The sequence below is a fragment of the Streptomyces lichenis genome, from assembly GCF_023218175.1.
Classification (GTDB): Bacteria; Actinomycetota; Actinomycetes; order Streptomycetales; family Streptomycetaceae; genus Streptomyces; species Streptomyces lichenis.
Map to the genome: position 1 here is coordinate 85,106 of NZ_JALPTH010000028.1, position 16,556 is coordinate 101,661.

18 protein-coding genes, 1 pseudogene and 1 riboswitch are annotated in these 16,556 nt (G+C 71.5%); of the genes and pseudogenes, 8 read left to right on the top strand and 11 right to left on the bottom strand.

The window, feature by feature from the left end; translation table 11 throughout:
- Positions 1–114: 114 nt before the first annotated feature.
- A complete protein-coding gene (locus tag M1O15_RS25020; protein WP_248636412.1) occupies positions 115–1,059 on the bottom strand; it encodes a glucosyl-3-phosphoglycerate synthase in 945 nt (314 codons plus the stop codon).
- A gap of 147 nt (positions 1,060–1,206) precedes the next feature.
- Positions 1,207–1,351, top strand: a riboswitch (SAM riboswitch).
- An 18-nt stretch (positions 1,352–1,369) separates the two neighbouring features.
- Here M1O15_RS25020 and thrC point away from each other — a divergent pair.
- The 4 genes from thrC to groL all read left to right on the top strand — a co-directional run bounded on the left by thrC (position 1,370) and on the right by groL (position 5,620).
- The gene (thrC, locus tag M1O15_RS25025; protein ID WP_248636413.1) at positions 1,370–2,683 is read left to right on the top strand and encodes a threonine synthase; all 1,314 of its coding nucleotides are present in this window, start codon (positions 1,370–1,372) and stop codon (positions 2,681–2,683) included.
- Positions 2,684–2,726: 43 nt separating this feature from the next.
- Positions 2,727–3,002 (top strand): ubiquitin-like small modifier protein 1, encoded by a 276-nt coding sequence (locus tag M1O15_RS25030; RefSeq protein ID WP_248636414.1) that lies wholly within the window; start codon positions 2,727–2,729, stop codon positions 3,000–3,002.
- Positions 3,003–3,468: 466 nt separating this feature from the next.
- The gene (locus M1O15_RS25035) at positions 3,469–3,675 is read left to right on the top strand and encodes a cold-shock protein (protein WP_008743607.1); all 207 of its coding nucleotides are present in this window, start codon (positions 3,469–3,471) and stop codon (positions 3,673–3,675) included.
- A gap of 322 nt (positions 3,676–3,997) precedes the next feature.
- A complete protein-coding gene (groL, locus tag M1O15_RS25040) occupies positions 3,998–5,620 on the top strand; it encodes a chaperonin GroEL (RefSeq protein WP_248636415.1) in 1,623 nt (540 codons plus the stop codon).
- 149 nt (positions 5,621–5,769) lie between these two features.
- Here the strand turns inward: groL and M1O15_RS25045 are convergent, their stop codons facing one another.
- Both M1O15_RS25045 and M1O15_RS25050 read right to left on the bottom strand, forming a co-directional pair.
- Positions 5,770–6,348 (bottom strand): Uma2 family endonuclease, encoded by a 579-nt coding sequence (locus M1O15_RS25045; protein ID WP_248636416.1) that lies wholly within the window; start codon positions 6,346–6,348, stop codon positions 5,770–5,772.
- Between the two features lie 47 nt (positions 6,349–6,395).
- Positions 6,396–7,259, bottom strand: a complete 864-nt coding sequence (locus tag M1O15_RS25050; protein WP_248636417.1) for a hypothetical protein — start codon at positions 7,257–7,259, stop codon at positions 6,396–6,398.
- A 659-nt stretch (positions 7,260–7,918) separates the two neighbouring features.
- On the opposite strand from M1O15_RS25050, the gene M1O15_RS25055 reads away from it, so the two are divergent.
- Positions 7,919–9,097 carry a methyltransferase domain-containing protein gene (locus tag M1O15_RS25055; protein ID WP_372499578.1) on the top strand — a complete coding sequence of 393 codons (1,179 nt, stop codon included), beginning with the start codon at positions 7,919–7,921 and terminating at the stop codon, positions 9,095–9,097.
- A 4-nt stretch (positions 9,098–9,101) separates the two neighbouring features.
- On the opposite strand, the gene M1O15_RS25060 is transcribed toward M1O15_RS25055, so the two are convergent.
- Complete coding sequence (locus tag M1O15_RS25060; RefSeq protein WP_248636418.1) at positions 9,102–9,245, bottom strand: hypothetical protein; 144 nt, start codon at positions 9,243–9,245, stop codon at positions 9,102–9,104.
- Positions 9,246–9,320: 75 nt separating this feature from the next.
- On the opposite strand from M1O15_RS25060, the gene M1O15_RS25065 reads away from it, so the two are divergent.
- On the top strand, positions 9,321–9,701 hold the full coding sequence (locus M1O15_RS25065) for a hypothetical protein (protein ID WP_248636419.1): 381 nt from the start codon (positions 9,321–9,323) through the stop codon (positions 9,699–9,701).
- Positions 9,702–9,741: 40 nt separating this feature from the next.
- On the opposite strand, the gene M1O15_RS25070 is transcribed toward M1O15_RS25065, so the two are convergent.
- From M1O15_RS25070 to M1O15_RS31930, 6 genes and pseudogenes are all read right to left on the bottom strand, one after another.
- The gene (locus tag M1O15_RS25070) at positions 9,742–10,221 is read right to left on the bottom strand and encodes a hypothetical protein (protein ID WP_248636420.1); all 480 of its coding nucleotides are present in this window, start codon (positions 10,219–10,221) and stop codon (positions 9,742–9,744) included.
- A gap of 79 nt (positions 10,222–10,300) precedes the next feature.
- Positions 10,301–10,534, bottom strand: coding sequence for a DUF397 domain-containing protein (locus M1O15_RS25075; RefSeq protein WP_248636421.1), 234 nt, complete (start codon positions 10,532–10,534; stop codon positions 10,301–10,303).
- A gap of 117 nt (positions 10,535–10,651) precedes the next feature.
- On the bottom strand, positions 10,652–10,852 hold the full coding sequence (locus tag M1O15_RS25080; protein ID WP_248636422.1) for a hypothetical protein: 201 nt from the start codon (positions 10,850–10,852) through the stop codon (positions 10,652–10,654).
- Between the two features lie 94 nt (positions 10,853–10,946).
- On the bottom strand, positions 10,947–11,792 hold the full coding sequence (locus tag M1O15_RS25085) for a helix-turn-helix domain-containing protein (protein ID WP_248636423.1): 846 nt from the start codon (positions 11,790–11,792) through the stop codon (positions 10,947–10,949).
- Positions 11,793–11,847: 55 nt separating this feature from the next.
- Positions 11,848–11,955: a hypothetical protein gene (locus M1O15_RS31925; RefSeq protein WP_372499580.1), complete on the bottom strand. Its 108-nt coding sequence runs from the start codon at positions 11,953–11,955 to the stop codon at positions 11,848–11,850.
- 115 nt (positions 11,956–12,070) lie between these two features.
- Positions 12,071–12,277: pseudogene (locus M1O15_RS31930) on the bottom strand (DUF6879 family protein); the annotation flags it as partial.
- A 529-nt stretch (positions 12,278–12,806) separates the two neighbouring features.
- Between M1O15_RS31930 and M1O15_RS25100 the strand changes: the two are divergent.
- Entirely contained in the window at positions 12,807–13,007 is a 201-nt protein-coding gene (locus tag M1O15_RS25100) for a hypothetical protein (protein WP_248636424.1), read from the top strand.
- A gap of 295 nt (positions 13,008–13,302) precedes the next feature.
- On the opposite strand, the gene M1O15_RS25105 is transcribed toward M1O15_RS25100, so the two are convergent.
- Positions 13,303–14,907, bottom strand: coding sequence for a S8 family peptidase (locus M1O15_RS25105; RefSeq protein ID WP_248636425.1), 1,605 nt, complete (start codon positions 14,905–14,907; stop codon positions 13,303–13,305).
- 696 nt (positions 14,908–15,603) lie between these two features.
- Between M1O15_RS25105 and M1O15_RS25110 the strand changes: the two genes are divergently transcribed.
- Positions 15,604–16,556 (top strand): ATP-binding protein (locus M1O15_RS25110; RefSeq protein WP_248636426.1); only part of this gene is annotated, 953 nt, incomplete at its 3' end.

Here is a 16,556-nt window from a genome sequence, read left to right on the forward strand (position 1 = left end):
ACTGCTGGTGGCGGCGTCTTTCGGCCACGGTCACCGGCACCCGGGAGGGCGGCCCCTCGGGTCCCCGGTACAGCTCTTCCCGTACGCGGGTCCCCAGGTCCCGTACGCGGGTCCTCAGGCCACCCGGCGCCGTGCCGTGTACTCCGCCACCTCGACCATCGGCGGCCGCTCCTGCACGTCCACCTGGTGCGTCCGCGCCTCGAAGCCGCGCTCGCCCCGCTCGAACTGGGTGAGCCGGGGCCGTACCAGATGGGCCCGGGAGAGCCGTACCTGCGCCGTACGGTAGATGGCCGCCGCCATCCGCCCCAGCGCCCGCTCGTCCTGGTGCCGGTGCTTGCGCACCCCCACGTCCACCTGCGCCAGCGCGTCCAGGCCCACCGTGTGCAGCGCGTCCACCAGCAGCCCGAGCTCCACCCCGTACCCGACCGGGAACGGCAGCCGCTCCAGCAGCGAGCGCCGGGCCGCGTACTCCCCGCCCAGCGGCTGCACGAATCCGGCCAGCAGCGGCCAGTGCAGGTTGAGCAGCGGCCGCGCCACCAGCTCCGTCACCCGCCCGCCCCGCCCGGGCGCGTCCGCCAGCGGCCGGTCGTACACCGCCTTGACGAAGTCCACGTCCGGCTCGGTCAGCAGCGGGCCCACGATCCCCGACACGAAGTCCGCCGAGAAGTCCCGCAGATCCGCGTCCACGAAGCAGACCACGTCCCCGCCGGTCGCCAGCAGCGACCGCCACAGCACCTCGCCCTTGCCCGGCACCGCGGGTATCCGGGGCAGCACCGCGTCCCGCGCCACCACCCGCGCCCCCGCCGCCGCGGCCACCTCGGCCGTACGGTCGGTGGAACCGGAGTCCAGCACCACCAGCTCGTCCACCAGCGCGGCCCCCGGGGCCATCAGCTCACGCCGGATCACCGAGACGATCTCCCCGACCGTGGCCTCCTCGTCCAGCGCCGGCAGCACCACGCTCACGCTCGTCCCGCGCTTGGCGTCCAGCAGCCGGTCGAGCGAACGGTCGGCCGCGGACCAGGACCGCCGGGCCAGCCAGCGCTCCACCTCTTCCAGCACGTGATCTCCATCTCGCGTATCGGACGACCATCTCGACCCCCCGAGGGGTTCGGTTACAGTCTTGAACAACGCGTACCGGCCCCGCATGTCGGGGTCGCGACACCGCGCCGGACCGCGGGTCTCCACGACCGGTCCACAACCGCATACCGCTCATCCAGAGGGGCAGAGGGACACGGCCCGTTGAAGCCCCGGCAACCCTCCAGCCGGCACTCGCACACCGCACCGCGAGGCCCCGGCTCGGGAAGGTGCCAATTCCGTCTCACGGCGAAACGCGTCGTGGGGAAGATGAGGAGAAAGGGCCTCGCCACTCATGGCTGCACAGACCGTCGCCACCGCCCCCGCCACCACGACCTCCGATGTCGTGGACCTGGGTCCCGCCGCCGCCCTCTCCTGTCGCGAATGCGGCGAGCGGTTCGCGCTCGGCCCGATCTTCGCCTGCGAGCTGTGCTTCGGCCCCCTGGAGATCGCCTACGACCTGCCCACCGGCGACCCGGAGGCGCTGCGCGCCCGCATCGAGGCCGGTCCCACCAGCATCTGGCGGTACGCCCCGCTGCTGCCCGTCCCCGCCGACGTCGCCGAGCGCCCCAACCTCGCCCCGGGCTGGACCAAGCTCGTCCAGGCCGACAACCTCGCCCGCGAGCTGGGCGTCGAGCCGGGCAGGCTGTTCGTCAAGGACGACTCCGGCAACCCCACCCACTCCTTCAAGGACCGGGTCGTCGCCCAGGCCCTGGAGGCCGCCCGCGCCTTCGGCTTCACCACCCTGTCCTGCTCCTCCACCGGCAACCTGGCCGGCGCCGTGGGCGCCGCCGCCGCCCGCGCCGGCTTCCGCTCCTGCGTGTTCATCCCGCACGACCTGGAGCAGGGCAAGGTCGTCATGGCCGCCGTCTACGGGGGCGAGCTGGTCGGCATCGAGGGCAACTACGACGACGTCAACCGCTTCTGCTCGGAGCTCATCGGCGACCCGCTCGGCGAGGGCTGGGGCTTCGTCAACGTCAACCTCCGCCCGTACTACGCCGAGGGCTCCAAGACCCTCGCGTACGAGATCTGCGAGCAGCTCGGCTGGAAGCTGCCGGACCAGATCGTGGTCCCGATCGCCTCCGGCTCCCAGCTCACCAAGATCGACAAGGGGCTGCAGGAGCTGATCAAGCTGGGCCTGGTCGAGGACCGGCCGTACAAGATCTTCGGCGCCCAGGCCGAGGGCTGCTCCCCGGTCTCCACCGCCTTCAAGGCCGGCCACGACGTGGTCCGCCCGCAGAAGCCGAAGACCATCGCCAAGTCGCTCGCCATCGGCAACCCGGCCGACGGCCCGTACGTCCTGGACATCGCCCGCCGCACCGGCGGCGCGGTGGAGGACGTCACCGACGAGCAGGTGGTCGACGCCATCAAGCTCCTCGCCCGCACCGAGGGCATCTTCGCCGAGACGGCCGGCGGGGTCACCGTCGGCGTGACGAGGAAGCTCATCGAGGCCGGCGTCCTGGACACCTCCCTCACCACCGTGGTGCTCAACACCGGCGACGGGCTGAAGACCCTGGACGCGGTCGCCCCCACCACCGGGCCCACCGCCACCATTCGCCCGAGCCTGGACGCCTTCCGCGCGGCCGGCCTGGCCACCGACGACCACTGACCGAGCCTTCGCTTCACGCGTGTTCGCGAGAGGAACCGCCCCCATGAGCGTCAACGTCCGCATCCCCACCATCCTGCGCACCTACACCGGCGGCCAGGCCGAGGTCACCGCCGAGGGCGCCACCCTCTCCGAGGTCATCGAGTCCCTGGAGAAGGCCCACCCGGGCATCGCCGCCCGCGTCCTGGACGACCAGGGCAAGCTGCGCCGCTTCGTCAACGTGTACGTCAACGACGACGACGTCCGCTTCGAGAACGGCCTCGCCACGGCCACCCCGGAAGGCGCCGGCGTCTCGATCATCCCCGCCGTCGCCGGCGGCTGACGCCGCCGTCGGCCATCGGTTATCGGCCACCGGAATGGTCCGTACCATTTCCGCCCCCTCCGTGCCTTTTGACGGAGGGGGCAATCTCGCATGGTTGAGCGCGGTAGAGTTGGGGTACCCCGCGCCGCCGCCCGGGAGCGCCGCCCTCAGGGCCGGCTCCGCGGCGACAAGATGCGGGCAATGTGCGGCCGCGAGATGCCCCTGATGTGAGGGTTTGTCCGGCCCGAGTTGCCCCGGATTCGGTGTGTTGAGCCCGCCGTTTCCGATGACGCGCGCCGGGAATTCTCGTCCGATTGACCTGTTGCAGACGGCAGTTGGGCAGATACATTCAGCGGCGGTCGACGCGTTCCGGCGCACGCCCTCGGCCCCCGCGCCGCCCGGCGGGGGGCACCTGTCAGGGGGCGAGGTCTGACCCGGGTCCGCGAAGTGCGGTCCTGTGCAAGGGCCAGTAATAGGGGAGTTAGGCATGGCTCAGGGCACCGTCAAGTGGTTCAACGCGGAGAAGGGCTACGGCTTCATCGCGGTCGACGGTGGTGCGGATGTATTCGTCCACTACAGCGCGATCCAGATGGACGGTTACCGCACCCTTGAAGAAGGTCAGCGGGTCGAGTTCGAGATCTCGCAGGGCCAGAAGGGTCCGCAGGCGGACATGGTCAAGCTCGCCGCCGGCTGAGCCGCGCGTCCGACCTTGGACTGAAGGCGCTTGGACTCAAGCGCGCCGAGGGGTTCGTATCCGAGGAGGGATACGGGCCCCTCGTCGTGTTCCCGCCACAGTTGCCCCCGGAGGTGGGGCGGGGCCCTGAGTCGCTTGCACTCACCGGGGTCGAGTGCTAATCATTGGCGTTAGCACTCTACGAGTGAGAGTGACAACGAAGGACCGGGTCGGTGAGGCCCGCTGGCCCGTGGGGCAAGGAACCACAGGGTCGCGAGCCGTCCGTCGCGGGCGCCAGCCAGGTCCGGCTTTGCTTCCACCCCGTCCGGGAGGACCACTTCACATGGCCAAGATCATCGCGTTCGACGAGGAGGCACGGCGCGGCCTTGAGCGCGGGATGAACCAGCTCGCCGACGCCGTCAAGGTGACCCTCGGCCCCAAGGGTCGCAACGTCGTCCTGGAGAAGAAGTGGGGCGCGCCCACGATCACCAACGATGGTGTGTCCATCGCCAAGGAGATCGAGCTGGAGGACCCCTACGAGAAGATCGGCGCCGAGCTGGTCAAGGAGGTCGCCAAGAAGACGGACGACGTCGCCGGTGACGGTACGACCACCGCGACCGTCCTCGCGCAGGCGCTCGTCCGCGAGGGTCTGCGCAACGTCGCCGCCGGCGCCAACCCGATGGCTCTGAAGCGCGGCATCGAGAAGGCCGTCGAGGCCGTCTCCGGTGCGCTGCTGGAGCAGGCGAAGGATGTCGAGACCAAGGAGCAGATCGCTTCCACGGCCTCCATCTCCGCCGCCGACACCCAGATCGGCGAGCTGATCGCCGAGGCCATGGACAAGGTCGGCAAGGAAGGCGTCATCACCGTCGAGGAGTCCCAGACCTTCGGTCTGGAGCTGGAGCTCACCGAGGGCATGCGCTTCGACAAGGGCTACATCTCGGCGTACTTCGCCACCGACATGGAGCGTATGGAGGCGTCCCTGGACGACCCGTACATCCTGATCGTCAACTCCAAGGTCGGCAACGTGAAGGACCTCCTTCCGCTGCTGGAGAAGGTCATGCAGTCGGGCAAGCCGCTGCTGATCATCGCCGAGGACGTCGAGGGCGAGGCCCTGTCGACCCTGGTGGTCAACAAGATCCGCGGCACCTTCAAGTCCGTCGCCGTCAAGGCCCCGGGCTTCGGCGACCGCCGCAAGGCCATGCTGAACGACATCGCCATCCTCACCGGTGGCACGGTCATCTCCGAGGAGGTCGGCCTCAAGCTCGAGAACGCCGGCCTGGACCTGCTGGGCCGCGCCCGCAAGGTCGTCATCACCAAGGACGAGACCACGATCGTGGACGGCGCCGGCGACAGCGACCAGGTCGCGGGCCGCGTCAACCAGATCCGTGCCGAGATCGAGAACTCCGACTCGGACTACGACCGCGAGAAGCTCCAGGAGCGTCTGGCGAAGCTGGCCGGCGGCGTGGCCGTCATCAAGGCCGGTGCCGCCACCGAGGTCGAGCTCAAGGAGCGCAAGCACCGCATCGAGGACGCGGTGCGCAACGCCAAGGCCGCCGTCGAGGAGGGCATCGTCGCCGGTGGTGGCGTGGCCCTGCTCCAGGCGTCCAGCGTCTTCGACAAGCTGGAGCTCGACGGCGACGAGGCGACCGGCGCCAACGCCGTGAAGCTCGCCCTGGAGGCCCCGCTCAAGCAGATCGCCGTCAACGGCGGCCTTGAGGGCGGCGTCATCGTCGAGAAGGTCCGCAACCTCCCCGTCGGCCACGGCCTCAACGCTGCGACCGGTGAGTACGTGGACATGATCGCCGAGGGCATCCTCGACCCGGCCAAGGTGACCCGTTCCGCCCTGCAGAACGCGGCCTCCATCGCGGCCCTGTTCCTCACCACCGAGGCCGTCATCGCCGACAAGCCGGAGAAGGCCCCCGCGGGCGCCCCGGGCGGCATGCCGGGCGGTGACATGGACTTCTGATCGGCCCCCTCGGGCGCCCTTCCCTCCGAAGGGCCCCGGCCGATCACCGTCCGTCCCCGAGGGCGGCACCCCTGACTCCCCTGACCGGGAGCGGGGTGCCGCCCTCGGGCGTTCCCGGCACCCCCGGCACCCCCCGCCCTCCCTCGGGCTCAGCCCGCGAACTCCTTCAGCTTCTCCGTGTCGAGGGTGATGCCGACAGGGTCGGGGAGGGTGACGGTGTCGCCGTAGGCATAGGTGGTGCGCTGGCGGTACTCGCCGTTGTGCGGCTCGCTGTGGACGAGGAGCGCGCCTCGGTCCCGGTCGACCAGGAGGTAGACCGGGATGCCGGCCGCCGCGTAACCGGTTGCCTTCTCCTCCCGGTCGCGGCGGTCGGTGTCGGAGTCGTAGGACGTCACCTCGACGGTCATCAGGACACCGGCGGGGTCGGCCCACTCGCCCTGGCCCGCGAAGTGCTCGACCGGAGCGAGACTGCCATCCGGCCGAGCGCGGCCCTGACGGTACGCCTCCACCACGAGCCCCTGCTCCGGGTGGAGGTCCAGGTCCGGACGCTGCTGCATGCACTGGCGGAGGAGCCACATGAAGATGCTGGTGTGATCGCCGTCAGGCACGGGCTTGACCTTCAACTTTCCCTTGACGAGTTCGAGAGTGACGGTTTCGGGAGCCCGGCGGGCGAGCTGCTCGAACTCCTCGGTGGTCAGCTGCGGGCGCTGGGCGGTGCCTGGGGTCATGGTGTCGCCTCCTCCCCTACAGCGTGCCCTGCTCTCGGCGTACGTGGTCATGTGACGCTCCCTTCCGGGGTATGCGGGCGTGCTGCCGCGCGTCTGGCTTCGGCGACATGGGCACGGACCTGCTCCGGGAAGAGCGGCCGTGGGGGCGGTGCCGGGGCGGGCTCGCCTCGGCACCGCCCGCACACCCCGTCGGCCAGCACCTCCGGCCGCCCTGGCACCCGGCACTTGGCACACTCCAGCATCCGCAGCACCGGCCGCTCCGCCTCGATCGGCTCCGGCGGCATCTTGCCGGTCAGCCGGGTGCGGGCCAGGGCCACCGGGCGGTGCACCTGCCGGGGCAGTCCGGCCGTCAGGGCGTTCAGCACGACCCGTTCGTCCGCGCCGCGCGCGAACCACTCGCTGACCAGCGGCTCCAGCGCCACGCACTCGCCGTCCGACAGCGACATCATCGGGTTCTGCCGGCCGAGCGCGGCCAGCAGGACGAAGGCCCGCGAACGGGTCTGCCGTCGGCGCGGCGGCGGCTTGTCCTCGGTGATCTCCCCGCGCTGGTACGCCGCCCACCAGGCGTCGTCCCTCGGTGTGCGCGACCACCAGGTCCGGGTGATCCACCGCGCGCCGTCCGGACGCACGATGCACTCCCGCCCGCGCCGCAAGTGCCCGGCTGCCGCCAGCCGGCTGAGCGCCGTCCGCACGGCGCACTGCCCGTAGTCCGGCAGCACCGCCGCGAGGGTCTTCACCGCGATGTCGGAGCCGTCCGTCAACCGTTCGATATAGCCCGCGATACTCGCCTCACGACGCGGCAGATGCCCGAAGTCGCTGGTCGTCGGAGGCTCCTGGCCGGGAACGGTCCGCTTGCCGTATCCGGGGTTGGCCAGGGGGTGGGTGAGGGCACTAAAATCGGCATCAGCCATGGATCGAACCTCTATCTTCGATTCGTCTGGTCAGGCCCCCTCGGTGTTGGCGCACCCGGGGGCTGTCCATTTTCTGCGTCTGGGACCTTTCTGAGCCGCACGCTAAGGGTTGACCACACCGCGTGGCAAATGCGTCACCGTTAGTCATATGAAACGGTCAGCCGCCGCCCCGCCCCTCGCCCACCGCACGGGTGGGCGGGCGGGTCACCACCAGACCCCTATCCCATTCCACTGTGAAGAGCACTCGGCCCCCGACACCCAAGCCTCGGCCCTGACCTGCGGAAACGCCTCCCGGGGTCGATGCGGTCCGGGCTGTGTACGACGATTTCGCCGCCGTCGAGGCCTGGCCCCGTACCTGCACGCAACCACGCGCAACTTCGTGCAACCTGCCCGCGCCCGCCGGGCCCCCGCCGCTACGTTCTGCGCCGTAGCACTCACAGCTGGAGAGAGCGGAACGCGGCGAGAGTGCCGCCGCCCGACGACCAGGAGGCACCACCCATGAAGAAGCGCCAGGCACCGTTCATCCCGTCCGCCGACGGCGGTCACGGTTCAGGCGGGGGTCAGGGAGGTGACGGGCATCCCGGCCAGCCGTGGCCGGGTCCCACCCAGGAGCCCAGCCCGAATGGTTCCACCCCGCCCGGCGACGGCGGCCACCGCAAGTGACCGCCGACTCGGGGTCGATGGGCCGCCCCGGCCGTCAGGAGCTGGGGCGGTTTCTGATCGAGGCGCACGCCCTGTCGTCGGACTGGGTTCCGGCCTTCGGGGCCGTGGACCGGGCAGCGCTCCTCCCGGACCTGATGTGGCCGTTCGACCTGGAGACGCGGACGAGCGCTCCGGTGGACCGGCGGGAGGACCCGGACGCCTGGTACGAGGCGGCGGACGCCGACGTCCCGATCGTGACCCAGTGGGACGACGGCACGCACACCGGCCGCCGACCCGGGAGGCTGTCGACCAGCTCCTCCTCCATGCCGTCCGTCGTTTGGCCGCTCCTCCACGACCTGGCCGTGGAAGAGGGCATGAACGTGCTGGACGTCGGCACCGGCACCGGCGAGACGGCCGGAGCCCTGACCCACCGCCTGGGCCGAGGCCGGGTCACCACGATCGAGGTGGACCGTGAGGTGTCGGCGCATGCCCGCGAGCGGCTGCACGGCCTCGACCTGCTCCCGGAGACGGTGGTGGGAGACGGGTTCGAGGGGCACCCGGGCCGTGCCCCGTACGATCGCGTCCTGGCGACCGTCGGACTGCGGGAGATCCCCGGGGCCTGGATCACCCAGTCGCGACCCGGCGGCCTGATCCTCGCCCCGTGGGGCACGCACTTCAGCACCGGTGACGCCACAGTGGGCCTGACGGTCGGGAACGGCGTCGCCTCCGGCAGGTTCACCCGGCTCGTGGAGTTCATGAAGCTGCGGACCCAGCGGGCGCCGCGCGTGTCCCACGACGACTACCTGGCCGCGGACGCCTTCGAGGCGGCAGACGTCTCCGCCACGGAGATCACGGAGCCGGAGTTCACCACGGCCACGTACACGGCCCTGCCCCTGGTTCTGGGCCTACGGGTCCCGCGCTGTGTGCAGACCGTGGCCGACAAGCGCGAAGGCCGCCGCCCCGTCTGGTTCTACAGCACATCGGACCCGTCCTGGGCCTGCGTGATGTTCCGGGACGGGGAACGGGAGGCCCCGGTCTGGCAGTCCGGCCCACGCCGGTTGTGGGCCGAGGTGAGCGGCGCGTACCGCTGGTGGCTCGACCGGGGCCGTCCCGACGTGACCCGCTTCGGCCTCACCGTCACCCCGGACGGCCACCGCGCCTGGCTGGACGACCCGGAGGACTCCTGGCGGGTCTGACCGGTCACACCAGGTCGTCATCGCCCTGCCGGAGCAGGATGTCGTCCCCATGGCCGGCGATCTCGATGCCGCTCTCCTCGCTGACGCCATCGCCGCCGCCGTCTTCCGGGGACTTCCTCCACTGGACGGAACCGTTCTCGTCGTCCATGCGCACAACGTACGTCGCGCCGAGCCGCCCGGAACACGGGTCGGGGAGGATGCCGGGGCTCGTCAGACTGATCCCATGCCGAAGAAGCGCAAAACCGACCGGAGCTTCGCCGAGGTGGTGGCCTCCCTGGGGCCTGCGGAGGGCTCTGGCCCGGGCGCCGACCTGCTCTCGCCCGCGAGCTCGGGTGAACTCGTCGACGAGCAGGGCCGCCTGTGGACCAGGCACCGGGGGCCCATGGACGTCCGGCTGGTCAGGCGGCTGGTGAGGGGCGCCGACGCGATGCTCATCGGAGAGGGCGCCGGGGAGGTGCTGCGGCCCGTGCCGGCCGAGGGGCGGGAGGAGGCGTGGGCCCTGGTCAAGGACAGGCTGGACACCGCCGAGGGGGAGGGGTACCGGGCGTACGACTTCCGCTCCGAGGACGGGTGTGTGCTGCTGTACCTGGAGGAGTTCTGCTGACACTGAGTGGGGCTGGGATAGGGGCGCGTACGTACGAGGGTCATCGTTCCCCTGTGCCGACCGGGCACCGCAGCCTCGGATCGGCGCGGTTGGGGGAGCAGGTCACCAGTGCCACCGAGTGGAAGGTGGTGCCGACCAGATAGTGCCCCAGCGACACATCGCCGCCCCAGGCCAGCCGTCCGACCGCTCCACGGACCAGTAGCTCCAGCCACTCGTCCGCCCGCTCCGCCGGGCTCGCGAACCGGGCCGCGTACGCCGTGAGTTCGGTTCCGAGCCACTGCCCGGCCTCCCCCGGCTCGGCCCAGGTGCCGCGTACCAGCGAGGCAGGCTTCACGAGCCAGTGTGCGGTCTGGATCGGCGGAATCGGAGTGAGCGGGAAGTCCGCGACAGCCGCCCGGTGCCGCTCCCGCAGCCCTTCGTCCCCGCCGCTCGGCGGCGTGTGCCCGGGCGCGGGCCGCCGTACCCCTTCGTTGTCGAAGGCCTTCTTCTCCCCGAGCCAGCTGTATCCGTGGTGGTGCACGAGAGCCTCTCTGTTCGGGCTTGTTCGCTGGGAAGGCGGCCCCGCCCGGCGTGGAACGAGGCCGCCGGGGGTTCACTCCTCAGGCGGAGAGCCCGAAGCGCGCCGGGTCGATACCGGCCGCGTTCAGTTCGGCGGTGGTGAACCTCAGCGGCTCGCCGCCCGGGCGCTTGCTGTCACCCAGCGCCCAGGCACCGGCCCCGATCCGAGCGAGCGTCACGCAGGACTCGCCGTCGGGATGGGTGTTGCCGCCGCAGGCCCTGCGGAACTCCGCGCCGCTCGCGTCGAGCGCGTACAGGTCGTCGCGCATGTGCATGGTGGTCTACCTCCTGCTGGGAGTAGGGCAGACGACCCCAGGCGGGCCGCCTGAGCACCGCCCGTACGTACTCGGGCGGAGGCTTTGAAGGTGGCTGTGTCCCACAGGGCGGACGCGCTACCGGTGTCCCGTCGGATGCATCCGCATCAGGACGTTGCAGTCCACGACGGTCGAGTGGTCCTGGCGGTCGGCCGCCTTACATCGCAACGCCGCCAGTCGCTCGCACTCGGGACAGCCGGCCACCGGCCGGGGCGTCGGCAATGCCTGCTCGGACAGCTCGACGGGCGGCTCATGCCACCGTGTGGGTTCTGCCGTCATCACCGCGTCCCTCTCGGTCGCCCTTCGATCGCTGACAGGAAGCTAGGGAGCCGGGAGGTGGTGCGGCCATCGGGTTGCATCGGGTTGCAGTGGTTCACCCGAGCGCGTCGACGGCCTCCTGGATCAGGGACCGTGCGGCGTCGCCGTACACCGCCGACTTCGAGAGCTCGGCGAAGGCACGCAGGTAGGTGTGCACTTCACTGGGCGCGGTCACGTTGATCTCAGCGGTCAGCGTCTCCACGGCGACCTGCGCGCTGTCGAAGGCGTAGAAGGCTTCGAGCGGCCAGACGGAGCGCCGCGCCCGGCGCGGGATGATTCCCAGCGAGACGTTCGGACGGCGCATCACGGTGAGCAGGTGACGCAGTTGTGCCCGCATCGCATCGTCCTGGCAGACGCGGTGGTGGAGGACGTCCTCCTCAAGGAGCAGAGCGAAGCGGTGGTGACCTTCGTAGAGCACCCGGGAGCGGGACAGCCTGGCCTGGACTGCCTCCGGAACGTCATTCGGAGTGCCCTGGAATTCGGTGATCGAGGTGAGCAGGCCTGTGGCGTACCCGGCTGTCTGCGTCATCCCGGGAACGAGGTTCGAGGCGTACACGCGAAAGAGGCGGGTCCGCTGGTAGAGCGGCACGTTTCGCTCGTGTACGCGGCGCATGCCGTCCTTGTGCAGCTGCCTCCACTCGACGTACATGCCCTCGGCGTTCCTCGCCGCCGCGATGAGGTCCGGGACCTGGTCCTCGGCTCCGCAGGCCGCGCACCAGGCGCGGATATCGGCGTCCGACGGAGGGGTAACTCCTCGGGCGATGCGGGAGGACTTCGACTTGTGCCAGCCGCAGCGGACGGCCAGCTCGTGTCCGGACAGCCCCGCGTCCTTCATCAGGGACTGTAGGCGCATGGCCACCGCGGCGCGGGCGGCCTGGGCGCTGGAGAGCGATGAAGACATGAGTTGGTCGGTGGGACGGCCCGGTGGAGCACTGCTCGTGTGCGACGGCACGGTGTCACACCGCCTCAAACGCCAAGGCGCAGAAAGCTGCGACAGCGGGATCGTCGGTCTGGTCGGTGTGTACCCATCGGCCGTCTCCGTCGGAGAAGTCGAACTGCACCACCTGCTCGTCGAAGAGCCAGAAGTCGTTGCCGGGCAGGGCCAGATCGGATGCCCGCCTGCGCCCGCCTGCGTGGCAGCCAGCGGATCTGCTCTCCGGCAACGACGTTCGTGAAGGTGCCGGAGTGCTCGAAATGGATGTAGTCGCTGGCGGGCTCGGAGATGATGCGGGCGCGTCGTACGACGACGCCGTTGCTCGTCACTTCCTGCACGAGGTCGAGCCAAGGCCGCCACCACGAGGCTCGGTCAGCGGGATTCAACCGGTGCCCGGCCTGCCAGTCGGCCAACGCCTTCTCTTCGTTGCCGACCCCGTAGACGTCGCGCATTCCGAGGTGGACTGTTGACCTGGTCGTCCGCCGAAGTAAGTCGGAGAAGTCGGTCAGACTCTGCGACACGCAGGGCTTCCTGGAGGGGCGGAATCATGCGACGCGGGACGTGGACGACGCCCTCATGGTCAGGTAGCTCGACATAGGCGCGGCTCTCGGCCAGCACCGGTTCGGAAGCGTTCCATCCCTGGAAGATCAGATCCTTGGTCTCTGTGTGCACCCACACGGCCGGTGAGCCGCGATCGCCCGACTCAGGGTCCTTTCCGATAAAGCGTAACGTCATGGTTTCCTCCGTTGGATGCGGCAAGGCCGGTGGTGGACGCGCCGGCCGCACGACCATCCGGGCCGACTCCACCAGTCGTCAAGCGACTTGGCAGAGTCGGCCAGTTCAGAAACGTTGCAGCACCGAAGGTTGGCCTGATTGTCCGTGCGACCTCTGCGGCCGGGGCGGTTTGGCGACTCTGTGTGCAGAACATAAACACTCAGCGTGTGGGGCAGCGTGCGGAGTGCCGGATCGAGAGGAGTGCGCATGGAGCGGTTGGCGGCGGTGGAGGACGTGGTGGCGCGGCTGCGGGGGGAGTTGGGGGAGGTGGGGGTGGTCCTGCCGTCGTTGCGGGTGGATCCGGTGACGGCGATCGGGGAGGCCGTGGAGCCGTTGGTGGACCTCGGGCGGTGCAACCTGGAGACGGCGACGCGGCTGGTCGAGGCGCTGCGCGGGGGGCGCGGGTGAGGGCGAGCGAGTGGGCCGTGGACGGGCGGGACGGGCGGTTGGGGGAGGTGCGGGGGTGGGGCGGCGGCCTCGTACGGCTGCGGCCGCCCGGTGGGGGGCGGGAGTGGGAGTGCCCGCCGGAGGAGCTGTCGCCGGCCGACCCGTGGGAGGTGCTGCGCGCGCGTGTGCGGGAGTTGAACCGGCGGTGGAGGGCGTTGTAGGGCGGGCGCATAGGTGAGGCGAGGTGAAGTGGGGCGCCGGCCGCCTGTGGGGAGGGCGGCCGGCGCTGGGGTGTCGAGGGGGGAGGGAGGACGGGTCAGAACTGGAGGGACCAGGCGTTGACGGTGCCGGTGTCGTTGGTCCAGTTGTCGGTGACGCGGAGCTTCCAGGTGCCGTTGGCGGTCTCGCTGGAGGCGTTGACCGGGTAGGTGGCCTGGACGTTGTCGGCGCTGTCGTCGCTGTTGTAGTCCTTCAGGAGGTAGGCGCTGCCGTCGGGGGCGACCAGCTCGACCTTCAGGTCACCGCGGAAGGTGTGGCGGATGTCCACGGCGACGGAGAGGTTGGCGGGGGCGTTGCCGGTGACGCCGGTGACGGTGATGGGCGACTCGGTGGTGGCGTTGTCGCGGATCGGGTAGTCGTCGGTGTTCTCGAACTTCTTGCCGGTGGGCGGGGTGGTGCCGCCGGTGCCGGTGTAGAGGAGGCGGTTGGGGGAGCCGGTGCGGGCGTCGGTGACCTTGTCCGGGGTGGCGTCGGCGACCAGCTTGTCGCGGACCTGGGCCGGGGACCAGGTGGGGTTGGCCGCCAGGATCAGCGCGGCGGCGCCGGCCACGTGCGGGGAGGCCATCGAGGTGCCGCTCATCGTCTGGGAGTTGGTGTCACCGGAGTTGGAGGTGGAGACGATGGAGTCGCCGGGGGCGAAGATGTCCAGGCAGGAGCCGTAGTTGGAGCCCTGGCCGTTGGACCAGCCGGTGGCGCGGGCGTCGCGGCTGTTGGTGGCGCCGGCGGTGATGGCGGCCGGGGTGGAGGCCGGGGAGTACGAGCAGGCGTCGGCGTTGTTGTTGCCGCCGGCGACCACCCAGGTGACCCCGGAGGCGATGGAGGCGGCCACCGCGTCGTTGACGGACTGGGTCTTGCCGCCGCCGATGCTGGCGTTGGCCACCGCGGGCTTCTTGGCGTTCTTGGTCACCCAGTCGATGCCGGCCAGCACCGGTGCCCAGGAGTCGCCCGAGCTGCCCTGGCAGTTGAGGACGCGGACCCCGACCAGCTTGACGCCCTTGGCGACGCCGTAGGAGCCGCCGCCGACGGTGCCGGCGACATGGGTGCCGTGGCCGTGGCAGTCGGAGGCGTTGGAGTCGTTGTCGATGAAGTCGTAGCCGCTGACCGCCCGGCCGCCGAAGTCGCGGTGGCTCAGGCGGACGCCCGAGTCCACGATGTAGGCGGTGACGTTGGAGGCGGTGGTGGAGTAGCTGTACGCCTTGTCGACGGGGAGGTCGCGCTGGTCCACGCGGTCCAGGCCCCAGGACGGCGGGTTGTTCTGGGTGTCCACGGCATAGGCGACGGCGTCCGCCTCCACCCGGGCCACCGAGGGGTCGGCGGCGAGCTGCTTGGCCCGCTCCTCGGTCATGTTCACCGCGAAGCCGCGCAGGGCGGCGGTGTACGTGTACCGCAGGCTGCCCTGGTGCCGCTTGGCCAGGGCCTTCGCCGAGGCGGGTATGTCGGTGCGGGCGACGCTGTCCTTGAGGGTGACGAGGTAGGAGCCCTCGATGGCTCCGGCGCGGTCGGCCCCGACGATGCGGCCCTCGCCGCCGCCGGGCGGTACGGGTGCGGCGACCGCCCCGGCGGTGGTGGCGGCCCCGATGAGCAGGGCGGCACTGGCGGCCCCGGCGAGCAGGCGCCGGGTCACGCGAGCGTCGAACTCCATGGGTTTCTCTCCCTTGAGGGCTGTCCGGGCCGGCTCATGGCCCGGAAGGCGGCCCCCAGCGCCCGCTGCTCCCCGGGCCCGGCATGTGCGTGCCGGGCCCGGGGGGCGGACCGCCCGACCGGGACAACGCTGTCGCGGCCATGACAGTCGGTGGTGGAGGCCGCGGCTCGTGGCGTCCACAGGCGATGGGGTGGGGGGTGATGGTCGGGCCGCACGGAGTGGGGCTTCGTGCGGCCCGGGACCGGATCGCGCCGGACGTCCGCGTGGGGAGGCGGTCGCCCCGTACCCCGGGCTCCTCCCGGCGGAGGACCCCGGGATACGGGGAGGCGTTGCCGGACCGCCCAGAGCTTCGGTCACCCGCTCGGCACCCAGCAATGCGTAGCGCTACCCAAAGAAGGGAGCCCCGCTCCGGCCCCCGTGACACCGTCCGTCCGGCCGGTCTCCGGGCCCGTCCGGACCCGTTCGGGGCGGTGCGGACCGGTCGGCCGGGTGTGGCCGGGGCGGCCGCGCGCATTCCGTAGGTGGTGGACCCCTATTGCGACCTCGGCCATCGGACGGGTAGACCACCTGACCAGCGGGTGCCGTGGTCCGGCCCGAGGAGGGGACCGGACCACGGTGCCCGAGCCACGGGGCTCCGGCGTGCGCGAACGGGCCGCAGCGGACCGCCGGGGCGGTGCGCGGCGGGAGGAGTACCCGGTGGAGAGACGTTCCTTCGGTGCGGGGTGCGGTGCGGAGCCGGCCGGTGGGCGGCCCGGTGGGAGTACGGCCGACGCGCGGCTCGCCGGAGGTGCGGCGGGCGGGGGCGGGTTCGTCGGGCGCGTGGGGGAGGTGCGGTGGCTGCGGGAGGTGCTGCGCGCGGGGCCGTGCGTGGCGGTGGTGCGCGGGGAGGCCGGGAGCGGAATGTCCCGGCTGGTGGACGAGGTGCTGGCGGGACGGGAAGGCGCTGACAGGTTCGCGGGGTGGACGCAGTTGCGGGCGGTGTGCCCGGACGGGGTGGACTCGGTCCCGCTCGGGCCGGTGGCGGACGCGCTGGCCGCGCTGCCGTACCGGGCGGGTGAGCCGGGGGAGCCGGGTGGGACGGCAGAGCCGGGGCAGGGCCTGCCGGTGGTGACCGGGGTGGTCGGGCTGGTCGTACCCGAGCTGGCCGGCCGGCTGCCGGAGCCGCCCGCCTCGGCGGCCGACCCCGAGGTGCGGCGGGCGCTGCTGCCGCGCGCGGTACGGGCGCTGCTGGCGGCCCAGGGCGACACCGTGCTGGTGGTGGAGGACGTCCACCGGGCCGACGCCGCGACCCTCGATCTGCTGCACCACCTCTTCGCGGCCCTGCCGCCCCGGCTGCGGGTCGTGGTCACCGAGTGCTCCGCGCCGGGGCTGCCGATGCTCGGGCTCCAGGCCCCGCGGCAGGCGCAGCTGGTGGAGGTGGACGTCCGGCCGTGGACGGCGCAGGAGACGGGGGAGTTCGTCCGGCGGTGGGTGAGGGAGCGGTGGCTGCGGGAGCGGGGGCTTGGGGACGGGCGGCCGAGGGAGTCGGGGGAGTCGGGGGATGGGGTCGGGGAGGGGACGGGGGAGGAAGGGGAGCTCGCCGAGCTGGTGCAGAGGCGCACCGGCGGGCTGCCGGGGGCGGTCGAGGCGCTGCTGAGGGAGGCGGAGAC